Annotated in this window: 28 protein-coding genes; 17 read left to right on the top strand and 11 right to left on the bottom strand. The window is 59.8% G+C overall.

The genetic code is table 11. The annotated features are described in order from the left end of the window. Positions 1–2: 2 nt before the first annotated feature. On the top strand, positions 3–1,310 hold the full coding sequence (gene gabT / locus ACQY5P_RS07540; protein WP_428410123.1) for a 4-aminobutyrate--2-oxoglutarate transaminase: 1,308 nt from the start codon (positions 3–5) through the stop codon (positions 1,308–1,310). A 227-nt stretch (positions 1,311–1,537) separates the two neighbouring features. Here the strand turns inward: gabT and ACQY5P_RS07535 are convergent, their stop codons facing one another. From ACQY5P_RS07535 to yghU, 3 genes are all read right to left on the bottom strand, one after another. Next, positions 1,538–2,629: an AI-2E family transporter gene (locus tag ACQY5P_RS07535; protein WP_428410122.1), complete on the bottom strand. Its 1,092-nt coding sequence runs from the start codon at positions 2,627–2,629 to the stop codon at positions 1,538–1,540. A 64-nt stretch (positions 2,630–2,693) separates the two neighbouring features. Next, positions 2,694–3,578, bottom strand: a complete 885-nt coding sequence (gene folD, locus ACQY5P_RS07530; RefSeq protein WP_428410121.1) for a bifunctional methylenetetrahydrofolate dehydrogenase/methenyltetrahydrofolate cyclohydrolase FolD — start codon at positions 3,576–3,578, stop codon at positions 2,694–2,696. An 89-nt stretch (positions 3,579–3,667) separates the two neighbouring features. Then, positions 3,668–4,576: a glutathione-dependent disulfide-bond oxidoreductase gene (gene yghU, locus ACQY5P_RS07525; protein WP_428410120.1), complete on the bottom strand. Its 909-nt coding sequence runs from the start codon at positions 4,574–4,576 to the stop codon at positions 3,668–3,670. Between the two features lie 262 nt (positions 4,577–4,838). Here yghU and ACQY5P_RS07520 point away from each other — a divergent pair, with 262 nt between their 5' ends. Beyond that, positions 4,839–6,326, top strand: coding sequence for an amidohydrolase family protein (locus ACQY5P_RS07520; RefSeq protein WP_428410119.1), 1,488 nt, complete (start codon positions 4,839–4,841; stop codon positions 6,324–6,326). Positions 6,327–6,328: 2 nt separating this feature from the next. Here the strand turns inward: ACQY5P_RS07520 and ACQY5P_RS07515 are convergent, their stop codons facing one another. From ACQY5P_RS07515 to ACQY5P_RS07505, 3 genes are all read right to left on the bottom strand, one after another. Then, a complete protein-coding gene (locus tag ACQY5P_RS07515) occupies positions 6,329–7,531 on the bottom strand; it encodes a hypothetical protein (RefSeq protein ID WP_428410118.1) in 1,203 nt (400 codons plus the stop codon). Beyond that, a complete protein-coding gene (locus tag ACQY5P_RS07510) occupies positions 7,528–8,394 on the bottom strand; it encodes a hypothetical protein (RefSeq protein ID WP_428410117.1) in 867 nt (288 codons plus the stop codon). Before ACQY5P_RS07510 ends, ACQY5P_RS07515 begins: the two co-directional genes overlap by 4 nt. Positions 8,395–8,691: 297 nt before the next feature. Further along, positions 8,692–8,916, bottom strand: coding sequence for a tautomerase family protein (locus ACQY5P_RS07505; RefSeq protein ID WP_428410116.1), 225 nt, complete (start codon positions 8,914–8,916; stop codon positions 8,692–8,694). A 156-nt stretch (positions 8,917–9,072) separates the two neighbouring features. On the opposite strand from ACQY5P_RS07505, the gene ACQY5P_RS07500 reads away from it, so the two are divergent. Continuing rightward, a complete protein-coding gene (locus ACQY5P_RS07500) occupies positions 9,073–10,632 on the top strand; it encodes a winged helix-turn-helix domain-containing tetratricopeptide repeat protein (RefSeq protein ID WP_428410114.1) in 1,560 nt (519 codons plus the stop codon). Between the two features lie 66 nt (positions 10,633–10,698). After that, complete coding sequence (locus tag ACQY5P_RS07495; protein WP_428410113.1) at positions 10,699–11,172, top strand: YybH family protein; 474 nt, start codon at positions 10,699–10,701, stop codon at positions 11,170–11,172. Between the two features lie 12 nt (positions 11,173–11,184). On the opposite strand, the gene ACQY5P_RS07490 is transcribed toward ACQY5P_RS07495, so the two are convergent. Continuing rightward, complete coding sequence (locus tag ACQY5P_RS07490) at positions 11,185–12,381, bottom strand: PA0069 family radical SAM protein (RefSeq protein WP_428410112.1); 1,197 nt, start codon at positions 12,379–12,381, stop codon at positions 11,185–11,187. A 185-nt stretch (positions 12,382–12,566) separates the two neighbouring features. Here ACQY5P_RS07490 and ACQY5P_RS07485 point away from each other — a divergent pair, with 185 nt between their 5' ends. Then, positions 12,567–13,085 carry a hypothetical protein gene (locus ACQY5P_RS07485; protein WP_428410111.1) on the top strand — a complete coding sequence of 173 codons (519 nt, stop codon included), beginning with the start codon at positions 12,567–12,569 and terminating at the stop codon, positions 13,083–13,085. A gap of 1 nt (position 13,086) precedes the next feature. After that, complete coding sequence (locus tag ACQY5P_RS07480) at positions 13,087–13,839, top strand: hypothetical protein (protein WP_428410110.1); 753 nt, start codon at positions 13,087–13,089, stop codon at positions 13,837–13,839. Between the two features lie 196 nt (positions 13,840–14,035). Here ACQY5P_RS07480 and ACQY5P_RS07475 read toward each other — a convergent pair whose 3' ends face one another. Then, positions 14,036–14,992 carry an IS1595 family transposase gene (locus ACQY5P_RS07475; RefSeq protein WP_428410109.1) on the bottom strand — a complete coding sequence of 319 codons (957 nt, stop codon included), beginning with the start codon at positions 14,990–14,992 and terminating at the stop codon, positions 14,036–14,038. Positions 14,993–15,129: 137 nt separating this feature from the next. Here ACQY5P_RS07475 and ACQY5P_RS07470 point away from each other — a divergent pair, with 137 nt between their 5' ends. The 9 genes from ACQY5P_RS07470 (at position 15,130) to ACQY5P_RS07430 (ending at position 20,045) form a co-directional block, all read left to right on the top strand. Continuing rightward, positions 15,130–15,369, top strand: a complete 240-nt coding sequence (locus tag ACQY5P_RS07470; protein WP_428410108.1) for a hypothetical protein — start codon at positions 15,130–15,132, stop codon at positions 15,367–15,369. A gap of 32 nt (positions 15,370–15,401) precedes the next feature. After that, a complete protein-coding gene (locus ACQY5P_RS07465; protein ID WP_428410107.1) occupies positions 15,402–15,800 on the top strand; it encodes a hypothetical protein in 399 nt (132 codons plus the stop codon). A gap of 1 nt (position 15,801) precedes the next feature. Further along, on the top strand, positions 15,802–16,008 hold the full coding sequence (locus ACQY5P_RS07460) for a helix-turn-helix transcriptional regulator (protein ID WP_428410106.1): 207 nt from the start codon (positions 15,802–15,804) through the stop codon (positions 16,006–16,008). Continuing rightward, on the top strand, positions 16,005–16,163 hold the full coding sequence (locus ACQY5P_RS07455; protein ID WP_428410105.1) for a hypothetical protein: 159 nt from the start codon (positions 16,005–16,007) through the stop codon (positions 16,161–16,163). The genes ACQY5P_RS07460 and ACQY5P_RS07455 overlap by 4 nt, the downstream gene beginning before the upstream one ends. Before the next feature lie 12 nt (positions 16,164–16,175). After that, entirely contained in the window at positions 16,176–16,322 is a 147-nt protein-coding gene (locus tag ACQY5P_RS07450; RefSeq protein WP_428410104.1) for a hypothetical protein, read from the top strand. A 62-nt stretch (positions 16,323–16,384) separates the two neighbouring features. Then, positions 16,385–17,071, top strand: a complete 687-nt coding sequence (locus ACQY5P_RS07445) for a TIGR04283 family arsenosugar biosynthesis glycosyltransferase (protein ID WP_428410103.1) — start codon at positions 16,385–16,387, stop codon at positions 17,069–17,071. Continuing rightward, on the top strand, positions 17,071–17,673 hold the full coding sequence (locus tag ACQY5P_RS07440) for a TIGR04282 family arsenosugar biosynthesis glycosyltransferase (protein WP_428410102.1): 603 nt from the start codon (positions 17,071–17,073) through the stop codon (positions 17,671–17,673). Before ACQY5P_RS07445 ends, ACQY5P_RS07440 begins: the two co-directional genes overlap by 1 nt. Before the next feature lie 46 nt (positions 17,674–17,719). Continuing rightward, complete coding sequence (locus tag ACQY5P_RS07435) at positions 17,720–18,874, top strand: dipeptidase (RefSeq protein ID WP_428410101.1); 1,155 nt, start codon at positions 17,720–17,722, stop codon at positions 18,872–18,874. Between the two features lie 70 nt (positions 18,875–18,944). Next, entirely contained in the window at positions 18,945–20,045 is a 1,101-nt protein-coding gene (locus ACQY5P_RS07430) for a DUF3667 domain-containing protein (protein WP_428410100.1), read from the top strand. Positions 20,046–20,147: 102 nt separating this feature from the next. Here ACQY5P_RS07430 and ACQY5P_RS07425 read toward each other — a convergent pair whose 3' ends face one another. Both ACQY5P_RS07425 and yaaA read right to left on the bottom strand, forming a co-directional pair. Beyond that, positions 20,148–20,300, bottom strand: a complete 153-nt coding sequence (locus tag ACQY5P_RS07425; RefSeq protein WP_428410099.1) for a hypothetical protein — start codon at positions 20,298–20,300, stop codon at positions 20,148–20,150. Positions 20,301–20,546: 246 nt separating this feature from the next. Beyond that, positions 20,547–21,380, bottom strand: a complete 834-nt coding sequence (gene yaaA, locus ACQY5P_RS07420; RefSeq protein WP_428410098.1) for a peroxide stress protein YaaA — start codon at positions 21,378–21,380, stop codon at positions 20,547–20,549. A 215-nt stretch (positions 21,381–21,595) separates the two neighbouring features. Here yaaA and ACQY5P_RS07415 point away from each other — a divergent pair, with 215 nt between their 5' ends. Both ACQY5P_RS07415 and ACQY5P_RS07410 read left to right on the top strand, forming a co-directional pair. Then, positions 21,596–23,701, top strand: a complete 2,106-nt coding sequence (locus tag ACQY5P_RS07415; RefSeq protein WP_428410097.1) for a TonB-dependent receptor — start codon at positions 21,596–21,598, stop codon at positions 23,699–23,701. Further along, the gene (locus ACQY5P_RS07410; RefSeq protein WP_428410096.1) at positions 23,702–24,793 is read left to right on the top strand and encodes a PepSY-associated TM helix domain-containing protein; all 1,092 of its coding nucleotides are present in this window, start codon (positions 23,702–23,704) and stop codon (positions 24,791–24,793) included. Positions 24,794–24,902: 109 nt separating this feature from the next. Here the strand turns inward: ACQY5P_RS07410 and ACQY5P_RS07405 are convergent, their stop codons facing one another. Further along, entirely contained in the window at positions 24,903–25,553 is a 651-nt protein-coding gene (locus tag ACQY5P_RS07405) for an EF-hand domain-containing protein (RefSeq protein ID WP_428410095.1), read from the bottom strand. Between the last annotated feature and the right edge of the window lie 45 nt (positions 25,554–25,598).

Raw genomic sequence — 25,598 nt, 5'->3', positions numbered from 1 at the left:
GCGTGGCGGAACTGAAGGGCACAAGCCTTACCAATGCAGACTGGCAGGCGCGCAAGAACGCCGCCATGGCGCGCGGCGAAGGCAATGTCGCCTCCGTTTTCGTGGAGCGCGCGCAAGGCTCTGAGATCTGGGATGTCGAGAGCAAACGCTATATCGACTTCGGCACGGGCATCGCGGTCTGCAACACCGGGCACCGTCACCCCAAAGTGATGCAGGCGGTCGCCGAGCAGTTAGAACGCTTCAGCCACACCTGCGTAATGGTCACGCCCTATGACAGCGCGGTGATGCTCGCCGAAAAGCTGAATGAACTGGCGCCGGGCCCTTCGCCGAAGAAAACCATGTTCGTCACCACCGGCGCCGAAGCGGTTGAGAACGCCGTGAAGATCGCGCGGTCGCATACGGGCCGCCGCGGCGTCATCGCGTTTGACGGCGGTTATCACGGACGCACGCTGATGACGCTGGGGCTTACCGGAAAAATATCTCCGTATAAAAACCGTTTCGGCCCGTTTCCGGGCGATCTCTGGCGCGCGCCGTTTCCGGTTCCCTATCACGGCGTTTCCGTCGCGGACGCGCTGCGCGCGCTCGACATGCTCTTCAAGACCGACGTCGCGCCGGAAGACTGCGCGGCGATCATCATCGAACCGGTGCAGGGGGAGGGCGGGTTCTATCCGGCGCCCGATGCGTTCATGACCGCCTTGCGTGAAATCTGCGACAAGCACGGCATCGTCTTCATCGCCGATGAAATCCAGTCCGGTTTTGCGCGCACGGGAAAGTTCTTCGCCTGCGAACATGCGGGCATTGAGCCCGACCTCATGACGGCGGCCAAAGGGCTTGCCGGCGGATTTCCACTCGCGGCGGTCGTCGGCAAAGCGGAGATCATGGACGCCGTTGGGCCCGGCGGGCTCGGCGGCACCTATGCGGGCTCGCCCGTCGGCTGCGCCGCTGCGCTCGCGGTCATCGACGTGATCGAGGAAGAAAAGCTGGTGCAACGCGCGGCGGCCATAGGCGCCCGGTTCCGCACACGGCTTGAGGCCTTGCAGAAAACCTATCCTCATCTCATTGGCGATATTCGCGCCGACCGCGGTGCCATGATCGCGATCGAACTCGTCCATGATGGCGACGCGGAAAAGCCCAACGCGGCGCTCGCCAAGGCGATTTTGACGGAGTGTTACGCGAACGGACTGGTGGTGCTCACCTGCGGCATGGACGGCAATGTCTTCCGCTTCCTCCCGGCGCTCACGATTACGGACGACCTGCTCGATGAAGGTCTCGACGTCTTTGAGCGCGTCTTCAAGGGGGCAGCTGAGTAAAATCGTTTCGATGTCATTATGGACATGCTCCCACTCCAATCGGCTGTTCTCTCATTTTTGATGGGCATCACTCGCAATGCGCGAAATCAAGATCGATGTCTTGGCGGCTGGCGACGAGGGCCGGCAGTTACCTTAGCGGGAGCAGTTCAGGATAGGGCGGGGTGACCCCAAGCTTGGCGGCGGCGACAGTCGCTTCCAGCCTGCGCCGATTGATGGCGTCGCCGTCCTTAAGCTTGTTTTTCACCGTGAATATTAAGGTCGTCGCCGAATTCGTCCTCGATATAGAGCTTTTGCAGCAGCACATAGATTGCGACGGTGATCGGCGTCGCCAGCAAAGCGCCGAGACCGCCGAACAACATGCCGAAACCGATGATGGAAAACACCGTCAGCGCCATGGGGATCGACGCGGTCTGACGCATGACGAAAGGCGTGATGAAATTGCTTTCGAGCTGCTGCACGCCCACATACACGATCAGCGCATGGAGCAGCATGGTGACGTCAATGGACGCCGCGAGTATCAGTCCGGGCAAGGCGGACAGGATCGGACCGACGACCGGCACGAATTGCGCGAGCCCCGCCACGAGTCCGAGCGCCAGCCAGGAAGGAAGACCGATCACCATCAGACCGAGACTGGTCAGCGTGCCGATGATCGCCATGGCGATGAGCTGTCCCACGAGCCATCCTTTCAGCGACTTGCCACTGAGATTGACCGCGTCGCGCACCCGCGGGCGCAGGCGCGGCGGCAAAAGCTTCAGCGCGCCATCGCGATAATGTTCGGGATACATCGCGAAAATCACGCCGGCTGTCGCCGTAGAGACCAGATAGACCAGCGACGTAAGGACGCCGCCGATCATGCTGCGCACGAAACCTGCGATATCGATGGCGCTGGCGCCGCCCTCGCCGGTCAATGCGCCGCTCACTGCGCGGCCGAAAGGACCGCGGGAGATCGTTTCCTGAAGCTGGCCGATCGCCTGGGGCAGGTTTTCCGCGAGCCGGTCAAACTGGTCGGCGGCTTTCGAGCCGAAGAGATAACCGGCGCCCCCCATGATCGCGAGAAGAAACAAGACAGCGGCGAAGACCGCCAGCTTCGGCGGCATGCTGAGGCGCTTGCACAACGGATCGGCGATGAGGTGAATGATGACGGCGATGACGATTGCGCCGGCGATCAGAAACACAAGCGTCGAAAGTTTATAAAGCGCGAAGGCGACGGCGGTGGCCGCAATAATGAAAAGGACGCGAAAGGCGAAATTGCCTCGCTGGACGCCATTTTGAGCGCCCGCCCGCTCCGCGGCGCCGGTGCGTCTTGGGGTGTGTTGCATGACAGCCGAACACGGCGGCGGGTTTAGCGGTTCCGCACGCCGCTGGATGACAGCAGCACTCCGTTTAACTGGCAGCGACGGTTTTCTTCTGCGTTTTCGCCGCTGTGCGTTCAGCCGACGCAATGGTGTTCTCAAGGAGCATGGTCACTGTCATGGGGCCGACGCCGCCGGGCACCGGCGTGATGTAGGACGCTTTTTTCGAGACGCCTTCGAAGTCGACATCGCCGACGAGACGCCCATCAGGAAGCCGGTTGATGCCCACATCGATGACCACGGCGCCGGTCTTCACCATCTGGGGAAGGATGAGATTGGGAACGCCCGCCGCAACAACGAGAATATCGGCGAGTATCGTGAACTGCGCGAGATCGCGGGTCTTGGCGTGGCAGATAGCGACGGTCGCATCCTTCGCCATCAGCATCACGGCCATGGGCTTTCCAACGATGTTGGACGCGCCGACAACGACGACATTCTGGCCTTCGACGTCGATGTCTTCGCTTTCAAGCATCTTGACGACGCCATAGGGCGTGCAGGGCGGAAAAGAATCGCCCTTGCCGAGGATTAATCCGCCGACATTGTAAAGATGAAAGCCGTCCACATCCTTGTCGGGCGAAATGGTTTCGAGCACGCGCGCCATGTCGATATGTTTCGGCAGCGGCAACTGGACGAGGATGCCATGAACGCCGGCGTCGGCGTTCAGTTGATGGATGAGCACCACCAGATCTTCGGTTTTGATGTCTGCTTCGAGGCGATGGGTGTAGGATTTAATCCCCACGGCGTCGCAGGCGCGGATCTTGTTGCGCACATAAACGGCGGAGGCCGGATCCTCGCCGACCAGAATAACGGCGAGGCCGGGAGTGACGCCGGAATTTTCTTTCAGCGCGTCGACGCGTTTTTTGCATTCGGCGCGGATCGACGCCGCCACCTTGTTGCCGTCAATGACCTTGGCCATGGTTTCCTCTGAGCGCAGGGCAGGCTCCGTGCGGGCGGAGCCGATTGTATGTTACACCAACAATCTATTACGCCGGCCGAAGCGGTTTTTCAAATCCTTTCGCCGCCGCGCGCCTGGACCTTGTCTTCACGGTTGTTTTCGAAATCGCTGGCGTCATGGCGTTCGCGGAGCTGGGTTTCCGGGCCGCCGAAGGTGCGATTCACCATAAAGCCGCGTTTCACCGCTTCGCGCTCTCCCACGAGATCGACCCAGCGGTCGACATTTTTATAGTCTTTCACGGAGAGAAATTCCTGAGAGTCATAGGCGGCGCGCATCATCGATCCGTACCAGGGCCAGATCGCCATATCGGCGATCGTATAGTCGTCGCCCACCATGTATTTGTTGTTTGCGAGATGCGTGTCGAGGACGTGCAATTGCCGCTTCGTCTCCATGGCATAGCGGTTGATGGCGTATTCGATCTTGAACGGCGCATAAGCGAAGAAGTGACCGAAGCCGCCGCCGACAAACGGCGCCGAACCCATCTGCCACATGAGCCAGTTCATGGTTGCGGCGCGCTTGCGGACATCCGTCGGCAGAAAGGCGCCGAATTTTTCCGCGAGATAAAACAGCATCGACCCGCTTTCAAAAAGATGGATCGGCGGATCGAAAGAATGATCGGCCATCGCCGGTATTTTCGAATTCGGATTGATCTCGACAAAGCCGCTCGAAAACTGGTCGCCCTTGCCGATTTCGATCAGCCAGGCGTCATATTCCGCGCCCTCATGGCCAAGCGCCAGAAGCTCCTCGAGCATGATCGTGACTTTGACGCCGTTGGGTGTGCCCATGGAGTAGAGCTGAATCGGGTGCTTGCCGACGGGCAGGGTTTTTTCATGGGTCGCGCCGGACACCGGCCGGTTGATGCTGGCGAAGGCGCCGCCATTTTCCGCATCCCATTTCCATACTTTCGGCGGGACATAGCCGGCGGGCTGGTTTTTCGCGGGATCGTTGTTTTCGCTCATCGGAACCTCTTTGTTTGACCCGTCCAAGATAGGCGGCGGCTCACTATCGGCAATGAGGGTTTAGAGGACCACACAAGCTTTTGAGCGACTATTCTGGAAGCATTTGCGTGCCCCCGCGGAGTCTGGGGCTGAGACGCGAAAACCATCAGCGCGGCTCACCGCGGGTTTAGTCTTCCTGACAGAGCGAGGACTTTTTGCGGCGAAACGCTGAGCAGAACATGCGGAGCGTGGTAGTATCCGCGGGTCACACCGGGAGGACGCTATGGCGAAGAACATTCTCGACATTCATAAAGACCGGGACCCGGAGGGCGAACGCCTTCCCATTCGCATCGATGCGACCTCGAACGGGGAGTTCGAGCCTGTGCCGCTAGAGGCGCGCAATCGCGCGGCCAATAAGCTCGCCCATGAATGGGTCAGCGAAAATGCGCGCCGCGCTGGCCGCTCGCGGCGGAATTTTCTTGTTTCCGCTTGCGGCGCTGCGACGACTCTCCTTGCGGTCAACCACGCCAACGCGATGGCGTCCAAGAGAGGCGCGAAATTCAACCTGCCGCCGGAGTCCGCGCTCGACACGCAAGCGGCGATGGAGGCGCTTGGTGGAAATGAGTTCATCTTCGACGTGCAGGGCCATTATGTGAATCCCGACGGTGCCTGGCTTTCAAAATCCCCCGACGCAAACCGGATGTTCCGCTTCGTGCAAAAGGAATGCGTTCAGAATACGCCCGCGGATTCCATCGAACATCTGCAGTGCCTGCGCGCGGAAGAGTTCATCAAGGATGTGTTTCTCGATTCCGACACAGACATGATGGTCTTGTCTTTCGTGCCGTCTTCGCGCGATGCAGAGCCGGTGACGATCGAGGAGGCGGATGCGACGCGGCGCATTGTCGACGCCATGGAGGGCGATCATCGACTGATGCTGCATGGCCGCGTCAACCCGAACCAGCCGGGCGATCTTGAAGACATGGACCGGCTCGCCGCGGATTTCGAAATTTCGGCCTGGAAGACCTACACGCAATGGGGGCCGGACGGAAAAGGCTTCTTCATGACAGACGACGCCGGCGAGGCGATGATCGCGAAGGCGAGAAAACTCGGGATTAGAAACATCGCCATTCACAAGGGACTTTCCTTCGGCCCGCAATCTTTCGAACAATCGACCTGCGCCGATATCGGGGAGGCGGCGAGGCGCCATCCCGACATCAATTTCATCCTCTATCATTCTGGCTTCGACCTCTCGACGCCGGAGGAAGCGTTCACGCCCGGCGCCGGCAAGGCGGCAGGTATCGACGTTCTCTGCCAGTCGCTCATCGACGCCGGCGTCGCGCCCAATTCGAATGTCTATGCGGAACTCGGCTCGACCTGGCGCTTTCTCATGCGCGACATGGACCAGGCGGCGCATTCCCTCGGCAAGCTCATTCAATATTGCGGCGCGGACAATGTGTTGTGGGGAACGGATTCGATCTGGTACGGCTCGCCGCAGGATCAGATCCAGGCCATGCGCGCTTTCGAGATTTCCGAAGAGTTTCAGGAGCGCTATGGATACGCGCCCATGACCAAGGAGCTGAAAGCGAAAATCTTCGGTCTCAACGCCATGGTTCCCTATAAGATTTCCATGGCGGAAGCGGTGAAGCGCGCCTCCGCCGACGCCCTTTCCGCGCGCAAGCACGCCTATCTTGAACGGCCCAATCCCGGGTTCGCCACCTACGGCCCGAAAGACCGCCGCGAATTTTTGACGCTGAAATCGCTGGGCGGCTGAGCTCAGCACAAAGCGGCGATTTTCTCAGCAACAGCGTTTGCTTCGTCTGTGTCGACGCCGAGCGCGATCCCGGCGATGTTGCAACCGGTTCCGGCGGTTTCGTGCAGCGCCTTGTCGAAGGATGCGAGGGGAACGAAGACGCCCTGTTTAACTGCGTCTTCGATGTCTTTCGCGATCTCAGCCAGGGGCCGCGCGAAAGAAAAGACGCAGTTGCGGCTCACGGCGGCTTTCACGCGCGCACAGGCGCTCTCATGATAGAGAATTTGCGCCGTGCACGAATTCATGCGGAAGTTGAGATCGAAGACGATCAATTTCCCGTCCGGCGTCAGCCCCATATCCATGCCGGCGACGCCGCGGTAGCCGGCCTCGTAAGCCCTTTCCGCAATGTCTAAGCAGGCGTCGCGAACCGCGTCCGGCGCCGCGAACGGTCCGCCATTGTAATTGCCGGTCTGCTTGCGCGTGTCGTCGAGAATCTGTTGCGCCGCGCCGAAATAACGACGCTCGCTCTCGAAAATGCCGATATTGGCGCACCAGGTTTGTGTGAAGGCATAAAAATCTTCGATTATGAAGACGGCGTCCGGATCGTGCATAGCCAGAAAAGTCCGGGCCTTTGCTCGCGCTTCTTCTTTCGCCGCGCAAACCGTCGCCGCACAGCTGCCGCCGCTGCTCAGGGGCGTGCCGACTTTCAATACAAAGGGCGCAGGTACATTTTCGATCGCATCCAGAATACCGTCAGGCGCGACGATGCGCCGGCGCGGCGCCAGCTCCGCCGACACGAGACGATCGAGATTCGCCTTATTGTTGAGCTCTGAAATGACAGCGGGGGTCGCGCGCCAGCGAATGTCGAAATCGCGCCAGCGATGAGGATAGTGCTGGCATATGAGAACCGCGTCTTCATCGCGGCTCAAGGATTGCGCCTGTTCAAGACAATCGCTCTCCGCGGCGAAATAGACATGGCGGGTGTTGTCGGTGAGCCCTGTCCATTCGTTCAGTTGCAGGCTGACCGGTCCCGTCGCAGCGCGATGCACAAACCGCCCCAGGGTTCCAAGCACGGTGCGCGGCCCGCAGGCGAGCCAGTCGAGAACGCCGGGCGCATTCGGCAGCCACTTGGCCGAAGCTTGATCCGCGCGGGTCAGGTGAATGATGTTTCCCCTCTGGAAGTCCGACAGAAACACATCCGGTTTCAGGGGCGGAAGGGATGTCATGAGGCGGCTTCATCTGCACGTTGTTTTGGCGCAAATTCGGCAAGCCCTCCGGCGAAATGGCTGAGCAAGTCCATATGCCGCGGCGTGCGGCCGGTCATGGTCGGCGTCTTGTTCGCATCGAGGAGAACCGCGCGGCCTTCATGCTCCACATAATCGAACTTGCCGTAGTCGAAGCCGAGTTTGCGCCGCATCTCGACGAGTTCGGGCGGGGCGGCGTCGAGTTGTTCATGGCTCACCGTGCTTTGTGACTTTACGATGGGCGAGTAGGAGCGGCTGAGGCGCACATGATCCCGGTCGCCGAAAAAGACCCAGCTTCGGGTGACGTAAAATTCGCCGTCTCGTTCCGGCAGGAACCGCTCCACCACATAATTCTGGTCGTTCCAGATCCATGCGGGCATGTCGGCTTTGCGGTCGTAAATCGGATAGCGGTAGTGCAACGATTCCCGCGTCCAGCCGGAAGGAAGGACGGACTTTATCAGGCGCCATAAGGAATCGGCGGCGCGAATGTGAAGGGCGCGGGCGCGCCGCTCCGCGGCGCCGTGAAAGTTGAGATTGGATTTGACCATTACGGCGCCGGTGTAATCGTCATCCTGTGAAACGCGTGCAGCGGAGATCGTGCGCTTCGATATATCCGTGACGGCGCCGTTGACGACCGGCGCCGCGGCGCGTTCGCGCGCCATCAGCGCCTCATCGACGAAAGTGCGGTCCACATGGGCGATAATGAGATCCGGCGTGCGCGACATGCGGCCCAATGGGCGGATGAGGATATCGTGTCCTGCCTCGCGCCAGAGGCCGAGCATTCCCTCGATCATGTAATTCGGCGCAATGGCGTTTTCGCCTGCCGTCACAATGTCGAGCTTCACCAAATCCCCCTTTTTGCTCTTGCTCAATGAAGGCAAATGACATGGTGAGACGACATAGGCAATAACCTGAATTGGTTAACTTTCTTAATGAGAACGCGCCGCTATCTTATGCGGCGCGTTCTGCCTGCTGACGCATCTTTCTTAAACGAGCGAAGCGTAAGTGTAAGCCGCGGGCGCCAGAACAGCTGCAAAAGACATGCAATTGTGCGAGTCATGTCTTTCTCCTTTTGTTTTTTGCTTTTGGGCCGTCCCCGCTGCTTGCCGGGCGGGAACGGCCATGGCGAAGGCGCGGGCGGTCTAGGCCGCCTTGCCGGCAGCGAGCGCATGCACCTCGCGGGCTGAAAGCTTTTGCCCGCCGATGGCCCAGTCGCCGCCTTTCACTTCGTTGATCCGGACCCAGGTGACTTGGCGCATGTTTTCGCCTTCGACAGTGATCATGGCTTCGGTGACCTTGTCGATGAGGTCGGCTTTCTGGTCCGGGGTGAAGACGTCTTCAATGAGGTCGATGGTGACGAGAGGCATGTGTTTCTCCTTTTCCTTTGTTTCCCGCGGGGCTTCTTGCCCGGCGGCTGATGGGCAGGAAATAGCCCCGAGCGTGCGGGAAAGCCTGACGGAGATCTGGAGAATTTGTGGAGATTTCAGGGGGAGATTTCCCGGATTCCGGTATAAGGGGCCAGGATGATTTACCGGTTCGGGGATCTTGAGCTTGATGCGCGGGCGATGGAGCTGCGCCGGGAGGGGCAGGCCGTCGCGGTGGAGCCGCAGGTCTTTGCGCTCCTTCTTTTGCTCGTTGAGAACCGCGACCGGCTCGTCTCCAAGGATGAGATGGTCGAGAAAATCTGGGACGGACGCGCGATTTCGGACTCCGCGCTGACGAGCCGCATCAAATCCGCGCGCCAGGTCTTGGGCGATGACGGCAAGACGCAGAAGTTTATCCGCACGCTGCACGGTCAGGGGTTCCGTTTTGTCGCCGAGGCGAAGACGGCGGCGCCCGCGGCGGCTGTTGCGCCGTTGGCCGCTGACTTGGCCGCGGCTGAAACAAACCCGGCGGGCGTAAAGCCGTCGATCGCAGTCCTGCCGTTCCGGCTTGTGGGCGTCGCCGGACCTTACGCCGCAATCGCCGATGCGCTGCCCTACGAACTCATTTCGGAATTGTCGCGGTTGCGCTGGCTGTTCGTTATCGCGCGCGGATCGTCTTTCCGGTTTCGCGGGTTCGATCCCGATATTGCTGAGATCGGCCGTGCGCTCAATGTGCGCTATTGCGTCAATGGCGAAGTCGAAGTCGCCGGCGGCCGGATCGTGGTGACAGTGGAGCTCGGCGATACGCGCGATGGCGGCGTTATATGGGGCGAGCGTTACGAGGCGGGCGTCGACGACATCTACAACATCCGGTCGCAAATTGCGTCGACCATTGTATCTGCCCTAGAAATTCAGATATCCGTCAATGAAGCGCAGCAGGCGCGATTGAAAAGCCCTGAAAATCTTGACGCCTGGTCCGCCTATCATATCGGGCTTCAACATCTCTACCGGTTCAATAACAAGGACAACGAGATCGCTTCGGCGATGTTCGAGCGGGCGCTGGCGCTGGAGCCGTCTTTCGCCCGCGCCCATGCAGGTCTTTCTTCCTCCCGGTTTCAGGACGCTTTCCTTCAGTATAAGGATGATATAGCGGCTGCGTGCGCAGCGGCCCGCGCCCATGCGGAACAGGCGGTGACGCTCGATCCGCTCGATCCTTTCGCGAATTTCGCCATGGGCCGCGTTCACTGGATCGAAAACGCGATCGCAAGCGCGACCGGCTGGCTCGACCGCGCAGTGCGCCAGTCGCCCAACTACGCCCAGGGGATTTATGCGCGCGCTTGGTCCGACGCCGTGACGGGTAAGAGCTCCAGCGCGCGAAAAGACGTCGATCTGGCGCTTTCTTTAAGTCCGCTCGATCCGTTCCGTTACGGGATGCTGGGCGTCAGGGCCTTCACCCATTTCACCGAGGGCGACTGGCCGGCGGCGGCGCGTTGGGCGGATGCGGCGGCGCGCAGCCCCGGCGCCCATGTACTCATTGCGATGATCGCCGTCGCCGCCCACGCCGCCAATGGCGATGTTGAAAACGCGGCGGCCTGGACCGCGAATGTTCGCGCGCGCAATCCCCATGTGGGCCAGAAGGAATTCTTCACCTCGTTTCCCTTCGAGCATCAGGCGACCCGTGAGATGGCGTCGAAAATGCTGGCGAAGCACGGGTTCTGACGGCTTTCTTTGGTCCGCCGTTTGTGACAAACTTTTTTTCATTCATATCGGCAAGGGGAGATTGTCATGAAAAAGATATTTGTTTGCTTGATTGCGTTTGCCTGCATGTATGCACCGGTTTTGGCGGAGACTGCCGGGGACGAAGCCGCGGTTCTGGCGACGCTCGAGTCCTGGAATCGCGGATGGGCGGAAAAAGATGCGGCGCTCGCGGTTCAGGATTATTCGGACGATACGGACTGGACCAATGCGTTTGGCGACCGCTTTCAGACCCGCGAGGCGTTGCAGGAAGGGCTGGAATTCATTTTCAGTCTGGACTTCGTCATGGCGGGGGATTCTGCGGGCAATGAATTTGCAGATGTCACTTTTCTGACGCCGGACATCGCCCTCATCAGAAGCAAGCTTGTCCGGGAAGGCCAGCAATTCAGCACGGGCGAGGTCCGGCCCGACCGCCATATCAATCATTTGCGCGTGCTGGAGCGGCGCGACGGAAAATGGCAAATCGTCAGCCATATGATTTCGCAGGCGCTGGAAAAACGATAGCGCGCGCGCCGCTTACCCGAACAAATCCATCTGGCCCGAGACTTCCGACGGCACGCGGAAGAGGGAGAGATCAATAGGCGCGTTTTCGCGGTCGAAGCCGAGGCGGGCGCGGGCGGCGCGGTTGCGTTCGCGGATGAGCTGTGCATAGGGCGTCGTGATCTCGCGGCCGCGCGACCAGTTGGCGTCGTAATCGCGTCCGCCATTCATGTCGCGGATATGGCGCATGATGCGTTTCGCGCGGTTCGGCGCATAAGCCTCCAGCCATTCCTGAAACAGGGGCGAGACTTCGAGCGGCAGGCGCAGAATGGTCATGGCGGAAAAGGTCGCGCCAAGCTCGGCGGCCTTTTCCATGATCGTCTCCATCTCGTCATCATTGAGACCGGGGATCATGGGGCCGGTCATGATGCCGGTGGAGACGCCGGCGTCGGCGAGCTTCCGGATCGCTTCGAAGCGCCATTTCGGCGCCGAGGCGCGCGGCTCCATGGAGCGGGCGAGGGCCTTGTCCTGCGTCGTGATGGAGACCATGGCGCGCGTCAGTTTCTTCTCCGCCATGGGGCCAAGAATGTCGATATCGCGCGTGATAAGCTGTGATTTTGTAAGGATCGTCACCGGATGATTGAAGCGCGAAAACACCTGCAGGATGCCGCGCATGATCTGGAACCGCCGCTCCACCGGCTGGTAAGGGTCGGTGTTCGTCCCCATGGCGATCACCTTGGGCCGGTAGTTTTTGTTGGAGAGTTCTTTCTCCAATAGTTTGGGGGCGGATGGTTTTGCGAACAGCTTGGTTTCGAAGTCCAATCCTGCGGAAAGCCCCATATAGGCGTGGCTCGGCCGCGCGAAACAATAGATGCAGCCATGCTCGCAGCCGCGATAGGGATTGATGGAGCGCTCAAAACCCACATAGGGCGAGTTCACGAAATTAATGATCGTGCGCGGGTTTTCGTAAGTCACCTCGGTGCGGAGCGGCGGGAGTTCTTCCTCCAGATCCCAGCCGTCGTCGGTTTCCTCGCGCTGCTCTTTTTCATAGCGCCCGGAAGCGTTGGACCGCGCGCCGCGCCCCTTTCCCCTGGCGGTCATCCGGGCGGGACTCTCCTGGGCGGCGGAGGTGTCTGCCCCATTCTCCCCCGAGGCGCCTTCCCCCTGGGCGGCTCCATTTTTGGAAGGGGGGCGGCGGGTCGGATGAAAGGAAAGGTGCGCGGCGCGGGCCATGGCTTGACGCTATCGGCCGAATAAGAACAAATCAAGAACATTTTTTCACCACACAAGAAATTTGTACAGCGTGCTGGACATTATGCACTTTAGATACCAACGCCTTGGCCACACTTCTCGGCAGGCCATGCCGGCGCTGACGGGGGCGACTCGCTACGGGGTCTGACTCGCGGTAGTTGTGCGAAATGCCAACGTTTCCCGAGCTGGTCGAACCTGTAAAATCGATTGCGAGCTTCCCCGGCTGGTCGGCGCCGGAGGAGGTAACCGGGTATATCTATTTCGATGCGCCGCTGGAGATTGACGGCGTCATTGAAGCCAATTTTCAGCTTCATGGCGGCTGCATTATTCGGATGCCAAATCGCCATGTAACATTTGAAATCCGGATGGGACGCACTGCGGGCCGAAAACATAGACCGCTGGCGCGGCTAGATTGGCGCTCTCTGCACGGAGGCCACTCGAATAAGCGGCGCCCAGTTCCGGACGGCGTGAATGTGACGCGCACATCGCCGACGCACCTTCACGGGTTTGACATAAACTGGGATGCCGCGAGAGGCCGCATGTGTGCGCCTGATTTACCGTTTGCTAACGACCTTGATAGAGAGTTAAATGACTTTTTGGAAGTCCGGCAACATGCTGGGTTCTTGTTCAATATCAACAACATGGACCTTGTGACTGAGCCGGAGTGGGAGCTAGGTTTTTTGTAATATGCCAGCGCCGACGAAAAATCGACAGTCGGTTCATGAGGCTGTTTCTGCTGCGGTCAGTTCGCTTGTAACTACTGAGCGGGTCGGCGAAACGACGTTTGTCAATCTTCCAATGATTATGCCTAGCGGCTCGTTTGCGACGGTGTGCGTAAGCCAAGCTCCCGGCGGTTATCGCGTATCTGACTTTGCTTTTGCATTCAGAGAAATCGAACGCATTGGATATGAGCGCTCCTTCCCGCGCACAGCTTCTGCGGTAGCAGACCTTGAAGGTCTCCAGATTTCACACCGCGCGCTAACTGTTGACGTGCCAGCTGAGCATCTTGAAAGAGCGATCTGCGACGTGGCAACAGCTTCATGGCGTGTTGTGGATAAGGTTTATAGCCGCATTTCGGATCGCGATGAGGCCGAGATGGCTGATGAGTTGCGCCAACGGTTGGCATCATTTTTTGGGCCCGAGCGCATTCAGCAAGAGCATACAATTCAAGGCGCGTCACACACAGATTGGGATGTGTCAGCAATCATAAATCTAAACGGAAAAAAGGCCGTTTTCCACGCTGTAAGCAACTACCCCAATGCTGTTTATAAGGCTAGTACGCTTTTTCATGACCTGTCGGCTCTTGAGCGTCCCCCCTCTCTAGTTGCGGTTGTTCGCAGTAAAATGGCGATGGGACACAACCTTTCTATCCTAGCGCAAGCTGGTCGCATCATTGAAGAAGATCAGTCGAGAGACGTTTATTTGAAGGCTGCGGCATGAATAAATCGAGCCGCGTAAAAAAAGAACGCGATCAAGATAAGATCGATATAGAGAAACGTCGCGACACCGTCATCAAACGGATGTTAAACACGCCTCCGAAAGAACACCCAAAACCGGAGCCAGGCAGAAAGCCAGGGCGTCCGGTCAAGGATTCCTCTTCTTCTTAGTTTGCCAGCGCGACTTTTTATTCTGCCCCTTAAGCTTGCGCGGCTTCCCGTCCAGAAGTTGCTTGATATAAAAGACGCTTGCCGACAGTGGCCTTGATGGCTGTCTCCGTGCGCTGCGTATCGTCAATGCCGAGCGCCGCGCGATTGGAATAGCGGAAATCAAATTCTGACAGATAGCGGTGCAGGTGCTTCTTATCGCAATGCTGATACACGCCGCGCATTCCGCGTTTGAAAATGGCGAAATATCCTTCGATCGATTGGGTATGAATGGTGTTGTCCTCACGGTTTACATATTCGTCTTGCGCATGGCGCACAGAAGAATGTTTGGCATATCCCTTACCGAGCGGCATGTAATGACGCGCCTCGTCAGTCATCAGATGGGCTTCGCGCGCAAGGTTTTCTTCAAGGATCGGCTTGATCGTCTTTGCGCTGATGTTATCGACAACGTAGCTGCGGGCCCGGCCTGAGTTGCGGTCAACGAGAGAGACGATCTTGCACATGTTGTGCATAGGCGTCCGGCTCTTAGGCGCATCCGGATCGCGCCCCAGAAATGTTTCGTCCGCCTCAACCATGCCGCCGCCGGAGCCCATGGAGGGCTCGAAATCTTCCGGGCGCATAGCTTCACGAATACGGTGAGCCATGAACCAAGCCGTCCGGTAGGAGCCAAAGCCAAGGTTGCGGTGAAGCTGGGCGGCGCTGATGCCTTTTTTCGAGGAGCACATCAGATGCGTGGCCAGTAACCACTTGTGCAGCGGGATATGCGAGCGCTCATAAAGCGTCCCGATGGTCGCCGTGAACGGCTTCCGGCATTCCTTGCACTTGTAGAGGCCCGGACGGTGCGACTTGCCTTTCATGAGGGTCGAGTATTCGTCCCCGGCGACGCCGCAATGAGGGCAGACCCGGCCATCCGGCCAGCGCAGGGCCTCAAAGTGAGCGCGGGCGGCTTCTTCATCGTGGAAAATCGCGTCTGTGAGCTTCTTGGCCATCGGTAATCCCTCTCGATAGCCAAAAGATAGGGATTGAGCCGTGGTATGTCAAGTGAATAATGTCCAGCGTGCTTGACATGTAAAGTCTGCTTGTCGTAAAGAGTGCTTGTCACGTTTTGGTTGTTATGGAGGGAAAAATGAAAAAGCTCATTGTCGCCGGGGTCTGGCTGGCTGTTGTCGCCCTGTGGATCGGGATCGGGGTTTATTATGTCGCCGCCGATCCGGCGCTGAAGGAATGGACCATCGCCGTCACGGCGGGCGCCGTCGGCCTCGAAGTCGCGTTCTGGACGACGGCGGCGGTGCTCGGCGTGACGCTCATCGAAAGCCGCAAGGCGGTTTTCCGCTTCCTTGCAAAGCCGTTCCGCGGCGAGGCCTGAAACATCAGCCTACAGAGGAAAGGAGGGCGCCCATGTCGGAGCGCATTCAAAAAGCAAAGCGCCGCTACACCATACATCTGCTCGCCGCGATGGCGCTTTACGTCATAGTGCTTTTCGCGGCCCTGACGATATCCAAATCCATGGAGCCGGGGCCGCTGCTGATCGCGCTGGCGCTCAGCCCTTTGGCGCCGATTCTTCTCGCCGCTGTCGCGTTTTTCCGCTTTTACGGCAACATGGACGAGATGCAGCGGCGAATCACCTCGAATGCGGCAGCGCTGACGCTCGTCATCGGCATTCTCGGCGCGATCACGCTCGGATTTCTTAAACGCTTCGGCGTCATGGATTTCGAAGATGACATGATGTTCTTCGGACCGGTGATGATCGGCCTGTGGGGCATTGTGCGGTTTCTGATCGGCGGACGGGATTGCTGAGATGGAAAACCGGTTGAAAGAACTGCGCGCGGAGCGCGGCTGGTCTCAGGCCGATCTTGCTGAAAAGCTCGACGTCTCGCGCCAGACTGTGAACTCGCTCGAACGCGGCAAATACGATCCGTCGCTGCCGCTGGCGTTCAGGATTGCAGGGGTCTTCGCGCTCCCCATCGAACAGATTTTCTCGCCTGATAAAGGAGAAGCAGCATGAGCAAGCAGGTTCGAATCGGAATCATCGCCGCCGGCGTTATGATTGCGCTGGCCGCAGCGCTCAAAGACAATGCGGTCGCCTTCGGGATCGGCGTCGCTATCCTCGTTGCTTTAGGCGGTCTCTCATCCGGCCGCCGCGATTGCGGCAAAGACTGACCGGAGGAGAGAATGGACTACCTCAAGGGTTCGTTTTTCGCCTGTCTCGGCGCGGCGCTGATCGCGTTGTCGGCGGCCGGGTTGCGGACGAGCGAGCCGGTCGCCTGCGCCAAGCCGGACGACAAATCCGTCGCGGCAAGCTTGCTCCTGATCTTTTGACGCTTGCGTGATCTCGGCCCGCAGCCCGAGACAAGCCTCAACGACGCCGCTATAGCGTCTTCATGATCTCCGTCGTCATTCCAACATTGAACGCTGAAACGCGGCTTGGCGATTGTCTCGATGTGCTGGTCGCGCCGGCGCTCGGCGGTTTGGTGAAGGAAGTGATCGTCGTCGACGGCGGGTCGAGCGACGCGACGCTTGCCCTGGCGGACAGTTTCGGAACGCGCATCCTGACCGCGCCGCCGGGGCGGGGCGGACAGTTGAAAGCCGGCGCCGAAGCGGCGCGGGGAGAGTGGCTTCTGTTTCTCCATGGCGATACCGTGCTGGAGGAAGGTTGGGCGGCGGAGACGGCGCAGTTCATCAAAGATCATCCGGATAAGGCGGCGGTCTTCACGCTGCAATTCGATGCGAAAGGGTTTGCGCCGCAACTCGTCTCCGGCGGCGCCATGCTGCGCACGCGGCTGTTGAAAACGCCTTACGGCGATCAGGGCCTCATCATATCAAAAGCGCTTTATGAAGATGCCGGCGGTTATGCGGCATTGCCGCTGATGGAGGATGTGGAGTTCATCCGCCGGCTGACGAAGCGCAAAGGCGCGAGGGTATTGCATGTTCTCAAATCTCAAGCCGTCACTTCCGCCGACCGCTATGAGCGCGACGGTTATGCGCGCCGTGTGATGAAAAACCTGACGACCCTGACGCGCTATTTTCTCGGCGCGTCGCCGGAAGAATTGGCGCGGGCTTATAAATAATGCGCGGAACCGTCATTGTCTTCGTGAAGACGCCGGTGGCGGGGCGGGTGAAAACCCGCCTTGGCGCTGAAATCGGTATGGGCCGCGCGGCGGCGCTGTTCCGCTTGCTGACGCAAAGAACCATAGCCGAAAGCCTCAAAGGCGAATGGCGCACCATGCTCGCCGTCGATCCGCCATGGGCGGCGCATGGTTCCGCGCGCTTCTGGCCGCACAATGTCGCGCGTATGCCGCAAGGGCGGGGCGATCTCGGTGACCGCATGGCGCGCGCATTTGCATTGGCGCCGCAAGGACCGGCGGTCATCATCGGCGCCGACGCGCCGGGGTTGCGCGCGCGGCATCTGCGTCGGGCGTTCAGCGCCTTGAAAGGCGCGGATGCGGTCTTCGGACCGGCGGAAGACGGCGGCTACTGGCTCGTCGGCTTGAACCGCCGCTGCGCCGCGCCAGACTTGTTCAAGGCCGTTCGCTGGTCAACGAAACATGCGCTTGCCGACACGCTCAAAACCCTGCCGTCCTCATTCGAGATGCGTATGCTCGAAACGCTGGCCGATGTGGACGAGGCGAAAGACCTTTCTCTTATGGGGCCCGCTGCCGCAGCGCATTGACGGCGATCTGATCCCGCGCCACCTTCCTCGCAAAAAGGGAGGACGAATGATGAAATGGCTTGGGATTCTGGCGGCGGTCATCGTCGCTATCGGCCTTTTTGTCTTTTACGGCGTCCTGCCGCAGCGCTTCGATGCGAAAACCAATGTCGTCCTGCCTCACGAACCTTATGAAGTGAGCGCGGCTGCGCGCGAACTCCACGGAACCATTCCTGTCGCCGATCTTCACGCGGATACCCTCTTGTGGAAGCGCAATCCGGCCAAGCGCCAGTCGCGCGGCCAGACCGATCTTGTGCGCCTCAGGCAAGGCGGCGTCGCGCTGCAGGTCTTCACGGCGGTCACCAAAGTGCCGCCGGATATGAATCTCGATGAGAACGCGGCGGACAAGGACAGCCTGACGCTCCTCATGGCGGCGCAGGGCTGGCCGCCGCGCACCTGGTTCTCGATCTACGAACGCGCGGCCTATCAGGCGGATCGGCTTTTAAAACTTGAAAGCAACGCCCCCGACGAATTCGTTTTCGTGCGGAGCGCCAGCGATCTTCAACGCGCGCTCGATCAGGGAAAACTCGCCGGCGTTTACGGCATCGAAGGCGCGCATCCGCTGGAAGGAAAGCTTGAGAATATCGCGCTGCTTCGAGACCATGGGCTCAGGGTCATGGGGCTGCAGCATTTTTTCGACAATGAACTCGGCGGTTCGCTGCATGGGCAATCGGGCGCCGGGCTCACTGACTTCGGCAAGCAAGCGGTGGACGAAGCGGTGCGGCAGGGGATGATTATCGACGTCGCGCATTCATCGGAAGCGGTGGTGCGCGACGTGCTCGCCCGGACGGAGAAGCCCCTCATCGTCTCCCATACGGGACTGAAAGGGCATTGCGACACGGCGCGCAACTTTCCCGACGCGCTGATGAAACAGATCGCGGACCATGGCGGGCTCATCGGTCTTGGCTATTGGGAGGCGGCGGCCTGCTCAACGACGCCGGAAGGGATCGCGGCGCAGATTGTTTACGGCATTGAGCTTTTAGGCCTCGATCACGTCGCTCTCGGTTCTGACTATGACGGCGCCGTCACGACCGGCTTCGACGCCTCCGAACTGCCGGCGCTGACCCAGGCGCTGATGGACGCAGGACTAACGGAGGATCAGATCCGCGCTGTCATGGGCGGCAACGCCGTGCGGTTCTTTTTGGAACATCTGCCTGCGAAGTAATCTTCGCGGTGTCGCGCTTCGGCCGAACGTGCTAGCCTGCGGTCAAAGAATTTCGTGAAGCGGGGGCATCATGAACGCGGAAAACGCGAAACCGCCACGGCTGAAAACGCCAAAGGCGAAAAAGCCAAAGACCAAGAAACCGGAGGATCCGATTCCCCCGGACGGCGCCTGCAAGAATTGCGGGACGGCCCTGACCGGGGAGTACTGCCATCAATGCGGCCAGCGCGCTGACGAGCCGCGCCGGGTCGTGGTGGGACTCGTGCAGGATTTCCTCGTCGATACGCTCGCCATCGACGGCAAGCTCGCCCGCTCCATCGGGCTTTTGCTGTGGCGGCCAGGCCGGCTCGCCCGGCGCTATCTCGACGGCAAGCGGGTCACCTATTCGCCGCCGTTCCGGCTTTATCTCTTCGCCAGCGTGTTCTTTTTCCTGACAGCCTTCGCGCTGGTTGGGACGCCGAACCCAATTGGCGATGCCGCCGTTCTGAATGGCGACGGCGAAGTGACGCTGAACGAAGGCGTCATCGACGACATCGAAGAGCTCGATCCTGACGCTGCGGAGGAATTGCGCGCGCTCAATCAGCGGCTCGAAGCGGATGCCGATACCGATGCCGATACCGATGCCGATGCCGATGAAGCGGGTGTGGAAGAGGGTGCTCCCAAGAAAAAGAGCGTTCCCTATTCCGAGCGCAAATGGGACGAGGATGGATACACCGGCCCGGCCTGGCTTGAACCGCACCTGAAACGGATGTTTGAAGCCTCGCAGCGCGCCGTCGAAGACCCGCGCCTTTTCTTTGCGCAGTCAAAAGAAAATCTTCCCCGGGTGCTGCTGCTCGCGCCTGTGGTTTATGCGCTGATCCTCGTCTTGCTTTATATCTATCGCCGCAAATTCTATGTGTACGACCATTTCGTCGTCAGCCTTTACATGCACGCCGCGCTTTACGCCTATCTGCTCGCCGCGCTGCTCCTCAGCCTCATTCCGGGGGTTGGTCCGTTTCTCGCGGCGATCCCGCTGATCTGGGGCTGGCTTCAGCCCTACGCCGTCTTCCGCCAGGCTTTCGGCTCAAACTGGGTCTCGGCGTTTTTGAAATGGGCGATCTCCGTGACGATTTATTTCACGCTGCTGACGCTCATCGTTTTGCTCGGATTTTCGGTCAGCCTTTACAACAGCTGACGGCTGAACGGTCTTGAGCATCTTTATGAAAAACGAACGCCGCCCGGAGAGGGCGGCGTTTCGGTTGGCAGGGGGCTTTATTCGCCCCGGTGATTGTCTGGCCTAGAAAGGCTGGCCCGCTGTAGCGAGGGCGGCCGGGATCGCGATGCCCATCGCGACGACGCCAATAAAGAGATAAAACGCGACGGTTTTGGCCTTCGAGCCGACCTTGAAGGCCGGGGCGGTAAAGTCCGCCGGATTGGTCGTAATCGCCATAATATATACTCCTCGGGCCGCGTGTTTGGTGCGTTATCGCCTTTCGTTTCAGGGCCCGTCATAAAACTGTCATCATACTTGCGCACTCAATGCGCAAAGTCAAGGAGAAAAGCGCAAATTCTGCGCCTTTGACATAAAAGTGTAACGATTTGGAGGGCCTGAGCCCCAGTAAATCCGCCGTTTTTACGGATTTGCCTTTAATTTATGACAGCTTTTGTGACAGGCGCAGGCGGCTTTGATTGGCCCTCAGGCCGCTTTTTTAGTCGATTTTCTGGACGCCGGCTTTTTCAGCGTCGGCTTTTTGATTGGAGGTTGGGGCCGGGAGAACACCCAAGTGCCATCCGCCGATTCGCCTGGCTGGAATTCATAACCGTCGATATTGAAAGCCTTTAGATCTTCGGTGTGTTCGAGTCGGTTTTCCGCGGCCCAGCGCGCCATCATCCCCCGGGCGCGCTTGGCGTAGAACATCACTGTCTTGGCGCTTCCGTTCTTTACTTCCTTGAACACCGGCGTTGCGACCGGCGCCTTCAGGGCTCTTAAATCGACGGCGCCGAAATATTCGGCTGAGGCAAGGTTCACCACCGTCGGGTCTTTGTGACCTTTGAGCGTCTTGTCGATTTCTTTCGCGATCTTGTCGCCCCAGAATTCATAGAGATTTTTGCCGCGCGGATTTTTGAGCTTCGATCCCATTTCGAGGCGATAGGGCTGGATCGCGTCGAGCGGGCGCAAAAGCCCGTAAAGCCCGGAAAGAATGCGCACATGATCCTGTGCAAATGAAAGGCCGTCCTCGCTCATCGTTCCTGCATCGAGGCCGAGATAAACGTCGCCGTTAAAGGCGAGCGCCGCCTGTTTCAGGCTTTCCGATTTTCCGTCTGCGTCAAACGCCTGAAACCGCTCATAATTCAGGTCCGCCAGATTATCAGAAATCTTCATGAGCGATTTGATCTTCGAGCGGGTCAGTTTGCGCGTCGTTTCGGAAAGCTCGCCCGCCTCTTTCAGAAACACCGGTTTCGTGGCGCGCGGCGCCGCTGGCGCGGCGTCGAAATTCATGTTCTTGGCGGGTGAGAGAAGAATGAGCATGGATTGAAAAGGAAAGGGGCTGGAGGCCCGGACGGGGCTGCGCGGAAGGATTAGGGCGAGAATTCCTCAGAAAATCGGCGACTCGCGGGGAGGGGTCAATCCGCCAGACTTTTATGCTGCCCGCTTTTTCTTCCTATTTGTTCTTGCAATTGATTATTAACTGCGACTAAGTTGCGATCCATTCGCAACAAGATAGTAGTCAGGAGTTATCTAAAATGAGGGGCAAGGTTTTGGCCGGCGGCGCATCGCTGCTGGCGTTGATGGGGGCTGCCGCAGCGCAGGAGGAAGACCGGGAAGAGATCGTCGTCACCGCGACGCGGACGACCCTGCCGGCCTCGGCGCTGCCGAACACGATCCAGATCATTGATGACGCGGCGCTCAGCCTGCAGTCGCAACTGACGGGATCGGCCGTCGATGTCGTCTCGACTTTGGTGCCGTCTTTCGCGCCGACGCGGGAGAAGCTGTCCGGCGCCGGGGAATCCCTGCGCGGCCGCAGCCCGCTCTTTCTAATCGACGGCGTGCCGCAGTCGAACCCGCTCCGCGACGGCAGCCGCGACGGCTACACGATCGATCCGTTCTTCATCGAACGCGTCGAAGTCATTTTCGGCTCCAACGCCATTCAGGGCGTCGGCGCCACGGGCGGCGTCGTCAACTATGTGACGGCGCCTGCGCCCGATGAAGGCGAGGGCTGGACCGGCAAGGTGATGGCGCAGATCTCGGCTGCGAACGAGTTCCAGCATGACGGCACCGGGTATCGCGCCGGCGCGCTTGCGGGCCGCGATTTCGGGACCGTCGATCTGACGCTCGGCGCGGCGCTGCAAAAACGCGGCGCCTTTTATTCCGGCGACGGACGGCGCATCGGCGTCGACGGCACGCAAGGCGAAGTGCAGGATTCGTTCAGCTTCTCGTTCTTCGGCAAGGCCGGTTTTGAGCTCGGGCCGACGCAGCGGCTTGAACTGATGGCGCAGCGTTTCGAACTCGAAGGCGATGGCGATTATGTGCAAGTCGCGGGGTCGCGCGCCGACAATCTGCCGTCAACCTCGATCCCCGGCGATCCCGAAGGCGTCATACCGACCAATGAAGTCAAAACCGTTTCGCTCACCTATACGGACGGCGATCTCTTCGGCGGCGTCCTCACCGCGCAGGTTTATTATCAGGATTTCGAATCGGTCTTCGGCGGCGGCGTCTTCGGCACGTTCCAGGATCCCGCCATCGATCCGACGCTGACGCTGTTCGACCAGTCGTCGAACAATTCCGAAAAGAAAGGCGCGCGTTTTTCCTATGAGCGCGAGGTTGCGGCGATCCCCGGCTTCCGCTTCACCGCCGGTTTTGACGCGCTTCAGGACGAGACTTATCAGGAGCTGATCGCCACGGGCCGCAACTGGGTGCCGGAAACGAAATTCACCTCGCTTGCGCCCTTCCTGCAGCTCAACCAGTCGCTGTTCGACGGCCGCGTCCACCTCTCCGGCGGCGTCCGGCAGGAATTCGCGACCTTCAAGGTCGACGATTACGAGACCCTATACACTTACGGACCGCAGCAGGTTTCGGGCGGCAAGCCGGATTTCTCGGAGACGCTGTTCAATATCGGCGGCACGGTCAATATCGTCAGCGGGCTGACGGCCTATGCGTCCTATGCGCAAGGCTTCACCATGCCGGATATCGGCCGCATCCTGCGCGCCGTAAATATTCCGGATCAGGACATTGACGATTTCCTCGATGTGGAGCCGGTGGTTTCCGACAACACTGAAGTGGGTCTTGAATGGCGGGGCGGGCCGCTCTCCGCCTCGGCCGCCTATTTCTGGTCGAGCTCCGAAAACGGCGCGCTTCTCGTCCTGCGGGGTGACGTCTTCGAGGTAGAGCGCCAGCCGACCGAAATCGACGGGCTCGAACTTTCCGGCGCGTGGGGGACGCCGCTGGAGGGCCTTAAACTTTCCGGCGCTTACGCCATGCTCAACGGCCGCACGGATAGTGATGGCGATGGCGTGATCGACAGCGATCTCAACGGCGCCAATATCAGCCCCGACCGGGTCAATCTCGCCGCGGATTATGAGACCGGCCCCTGGGCCTTCCGCGTGCAGAGCCGGTTCTATCTCGACCGGGATTTCGACATCGCAACGCCTGCGCCGTTTGACGGCTATGCGCTGGTCGATGCGTTCCTGCGCTACGATGCGCCTTTCGGCGCTGTTACGCTTTCGGCGGCGAACCTCCTCGACAAGCAATATGTCACCTATAACAGCCAGACGGATCGCGTGACCGATGACGTCCGCTTTTTCGCCGGACGCGGCCGGGTGATTACGCTCGGCTATGAAAAGCGCTTTTAGATGATGCGGGTGTTAAGGACGGCGCATGCCTGGGCGGGCGCCGTCCTTTCCCTCATCATTGCGGTGCTGGGCCTTTCCGGCGCGCTGCTGGTGTTCAAGGATGATTATCTGCGCCTGACGATTCCGGAGGCGCGCGAGGCCGCGTCCCTGACGGCGCAGGATCTCGGCGCCGCGCTCGAGAGGATCGAAGCAACCTACTCGGATGACGGGTTACGTTACGTTTCCGTCGCAGAGAACGGTTTCGGTCTGCACAAAGCGGTCTTTCACGATGGCGGCGGCGCCTATGTGGACGGAAACGGCGAGACCGTCGCGCGATGGGCGAAGAACGGCCGCGCTGAAGACTGGCTCTTTGATCTTCATCACCACCTGCTTGCAGGCCACACTGGCGAGCTGGTCGCCGGCGCCGCGGGGATTGCGGCGTTGGTTCTCGCCGCTACGGGACTCATCATCGTCTGGCCGTCGCTGAAGTCATTCGCGTGGCGCCTTTGGCCGCGTTCATCGGCCCGCCGCGATCTGGTCGCGCAGCACCGCGATCTCGGAATCATCTTCGCCTTGCCAATCCTTGTACTGAGTTTTACCGGCGTCGCCATGGTCTATTCGGGGCCGGTGAAGTCGATGCTTTATGCGGCGACGGCGTCCGGTCCCTCGCCGGCCGTGGAGCGGCCTGAAGCGGGCGAAGGCGATATCGATTGGGCCGCGGCATTATCGGCCGCTTATGCGGCGTATCCTGACGCGGCGCCGCGCATCGCAAGCTGGCCGGCAAAGCCCGGCGCGGCGGTTTCCCTGCGGCTGCGCCAGCCCATGGAATGGCATCAGAACGGGCGCACTTATGTGCTCATCGATCCGGCGACAAGCGGCCTCATGACGATGTCCGACGCGCAAGCGCTTTCCCGTGGCGACCGCGCCTTCAACGCGCTTTATCCGATCCATTCTTCGGGGGTTGGCGGATTTTTGTACAAGCTCGCCAGTTTTCTCACCGGCATTGCGCTGATGGCGCTAGGGGTTGTGGGTTCATGGAGCTTTCTGATCCGCGAAACCCGCGCGCAGCAAAGACGCACACAAAAACAGCGGACCCTTGCAGCGTCTTCCTAGGGCTCATGAATGCCCAGAGCGACGACAGGGCAAGGAGAACCTTTTCGTGAAAATTCAAAGCCTGGAAAAATGACGCGGAGCAGCCAGGGAGGTCGCTCCGCGCGCTCGGTCACATTCCGCGATGATACTGGTTTAGCTCTTTTTCGGTCAGCTTCCCGTCGTCATTGGCGTCAGCGTCAAGATAATGAAGATTGCCGAATTTCATGAACTCGGTGCGCGTCACGACGCCGTCGCCGTCGCCGTCCATCACCCGGAAGCGTTCGGTTTTTCTGAGCTCGGCCCGCTCCTGCATTTGCTGCTGGCGCAGTGTGTTGGAGGAGCCTTGCGGACCCGGCCCGAGCCGGACGGCGAGATATTCCTGCAGGGTGAAGCCATTGCCGTCAGGATCCATGGCGCCATAGGCGGCGCCCCGCCATTCGTTGAACTCGTTCAGGTCGAGTTTTTTGTCGCCGTCCCGGTCATGCAGCCGGATCTGGTCTTTGGCGCCGAGATAGAGCCTGTCCTGATCCATATCGCGCATTCGGTCCCGATCCTGATCCATGTCCTGATCTTTCAGGCGGTCCTGATCCTTGTCCCGATCAAGGTCCCGGTCGCGGTCCTGGTCCCGCATGCGGTCCATATCGGGTTGCGAGACCGGCGGATTGCCGCGCGGAGCGCCGCCGCCAGCCCCGCCTCCGCCGCCCTGTGCGAAGGCGGGGGACAGGGAGAGAAAGAGGGCCGAACTCAAAACTGCGGTGAGCTTGATGCCAGTATGCGTCATATGCGCCTCCGTCCATGTGCTGTTAGGAATGCGATCAATATCCAA

The sequence above is a fragment of the Hyphococcus sp. genome, assembly GCF_965267305.1.
Classification (GTDB): domain Bacteria; phylum Pseudomonadota; class Alphaproteobacteria; order Caulobacterales; family Parvularculaceae; genus Hyphococcus.
This window is presented reverse-complemented; position numbering and strand designations above follow the sequence as displayed.

Excerpts from the sequence above, each read along its gene's own strand:
- ACQY5P_RS07535 (WP_428410122.1), bottom strand. The coding sequence starts at position 2,629 with ATGCAACACACCCCAAGACGCACCGGCGCCGCGGAGCGGGCGGGCGCT.
- folD (WP_428410121.1), bottom strand. The coding sequence starts at position 3,578 with ATGGCCAAGGTCATTGACGGCAACAAGGTGGCGGCGTCGATCCGCGCC.
- yghU (WP_428410120.1), bottom strand. The coding sequence starts at position 4,576 with ATGAGCGAAAACAACGATCCCGCGAAAAACCAGCCCGCCGGCTATGTC.
- ACQY5P_RS07520 (WP_428410119.1), top strand. The coding sequence starts at position 4,839 with ATGGCGAAGAACATTCTCGACATTCATAAAGACCGGGACCCGGAGGGC.
- ACQY5P_RS07515 (WP_428410118.1), bottom strand. The coding sequence starts at position 7,531 with ATGACATCCCTTCCGCCCCTGAAACCGGATGTGTTTCTGTCGGACTTC.
- ACQY5P_RS07505 (WP_428410116.1), bottom strand. The coding sequence starts at position 8,916 with ATGCCTCTCGTCACCATCGACCTCATTGAAGACGTCTTCACCCCGGAC.
- ACQY5P_RS07500 (WP_428410114.1), top strand. The coding sequence starts at position 9,073 with ATGATTTACCGGTTCGGGGATCTTGAGCTTGATGCGCGGGCGATGGAG.
- ACQY5P_RS07495 (WP_428410113.1), top strand. The coding sequence starts at position 10,699 with ATGAAAAAGATATTTGTTTGCTTGATTGCGTTTGCCTGCATGTATGCA.
- ACQY5P_RS07490 (WP_428410112.1), bottom strand. The coding sequence starts at position 12,381 with ATGGCCCGCGCCGCGCACCTTTCCTTTCATCCGACCCGCCGCCCCCCT.
- ACQY5P_RS07485 (WP_428410111.1), top strand. The coding sequence starts at position 12,567 with ATGCCAACGTTTCCCGAGCTGGTCGAACCTGTAAAATCGATTGCGAGC.
- ACQY5P_RS07480 (WP_428410110.1), top strand. The coding sequence starts at position 13,087 with ATGCCAGCGCCGACGAAAAATCGACAGTCGGTTCATGAGGCTGTTTCT.
- ACQY5P_RS07475 (WP_428410109.1), bottom strand. The coding sequence starts at position 14,992 with ATGGCCAAGAAGCTCACAGACGCGATTTTCCACGATGAAGAAGCCGCC.
- ACQY5P_RS07470 (WP_428410108.1), top strand. The coding sequence starts at position 15,130 with ATGAAAAAGCTCATTGTCGCCGGGGTCTGGCTGGCTGTTGTCGCCCTG.
- ACQY5P_RS07465 (WP_428410107.1), top strand. The coding sequence starts at position 15,402 with ATGTCGGAGCGCATTCAAAAAGCAAAGCGCCGCTACACCATACATCTG.
- ACQY5P_RS07460 (WP_428410106.1), top strand. The coding sequence starts at position 15,802 with ATGGAAAACCGGTTGAAAGAACTGCGCGCGGAGCGCGGCTGGTCTCAG.
- ACQY5P_RS07455 (WP_428410105.1), top strand. The coding sequence starts at position 16,005 with ATGAGCAAGCAGGTTCGAATCGGAATCATCGCCGCCGGCGTTATGATT.
- ACQY5P_RS07450 (WP_428410104.1), top strand. The coding sequence starts at position 16,176 with ATGGACTACCTCAAGGGTTCGTTTTTCGCCTGTCTCGGCGCGGCGCTG.
- ACQY5P_RS07445 (WP_428410103.1), top strand. The coding sequence starts at position 16,385 with ATGATCTCCGTCGTCATTCCAACATTGAACGCTGAAACGCGGCTTGGC.
- ACQY5P_RS07440 (WP_428410102.1), top strand. The coding sequence starts at position 17,071 with ATGCGCGGAACCGTCATTGTCTTCGTGAAGACGCCGGTGGCGGGGCGG.
- ACQY5P_RS07435 (WP_428410101.1), top strand. The coding sequence starts at position 17,720 with ATGATGAAATGGCTTGGGATTCTGGCGGCGGTCATCGTCGCTATCGGC.
- ACQY5P_RS07430 (WP_428410100.1), top strand. The coding sequence starts at position 18,945 with ATGAACGCGGAAAACGCGAAACCGCCACGGCTGAAAACGCCAAAGGCG.
- ACQY5P_RS07425 (WP_428410099.1), bottom strand. The coding sequence starts at position 20,300 with ATGGCGATTACGACCAATCCGGCGGACTTTACCGCCCCGGCCTTCAAG.
- yaaA (WP_428410098.1), bottom strand. The coding sequence starts at position 21,380 with ATGCTCATTCTTCTCTCACCCGCCAAGAACATGAATTTCGACGCCGCG.
- ACQY5P_RS07415 (WP_428410097.1), top strand. The coding sequence starts at position 21,596 with ATGAGGGGCAAGGTTTTGGCCGGCGGCGCATCGCTGCTGGCGTTGATG.
- ACQY5P_RS07410 (WP_428410096.1), top strand. The coding sequence starts at position 23,702 with ATGATGCGGGTGTTAAGGACGGCGCATGCCTGGGCGGGCGCCGTCCTT.
- ACQY5P_RS07405 (WP_428410095.1), bottom strand. The coding sequence starts at position 25,553 with ATGACGCATACTGGCATCAAGCTCACCGCAGTTTTGAGTTCGGCCCTC.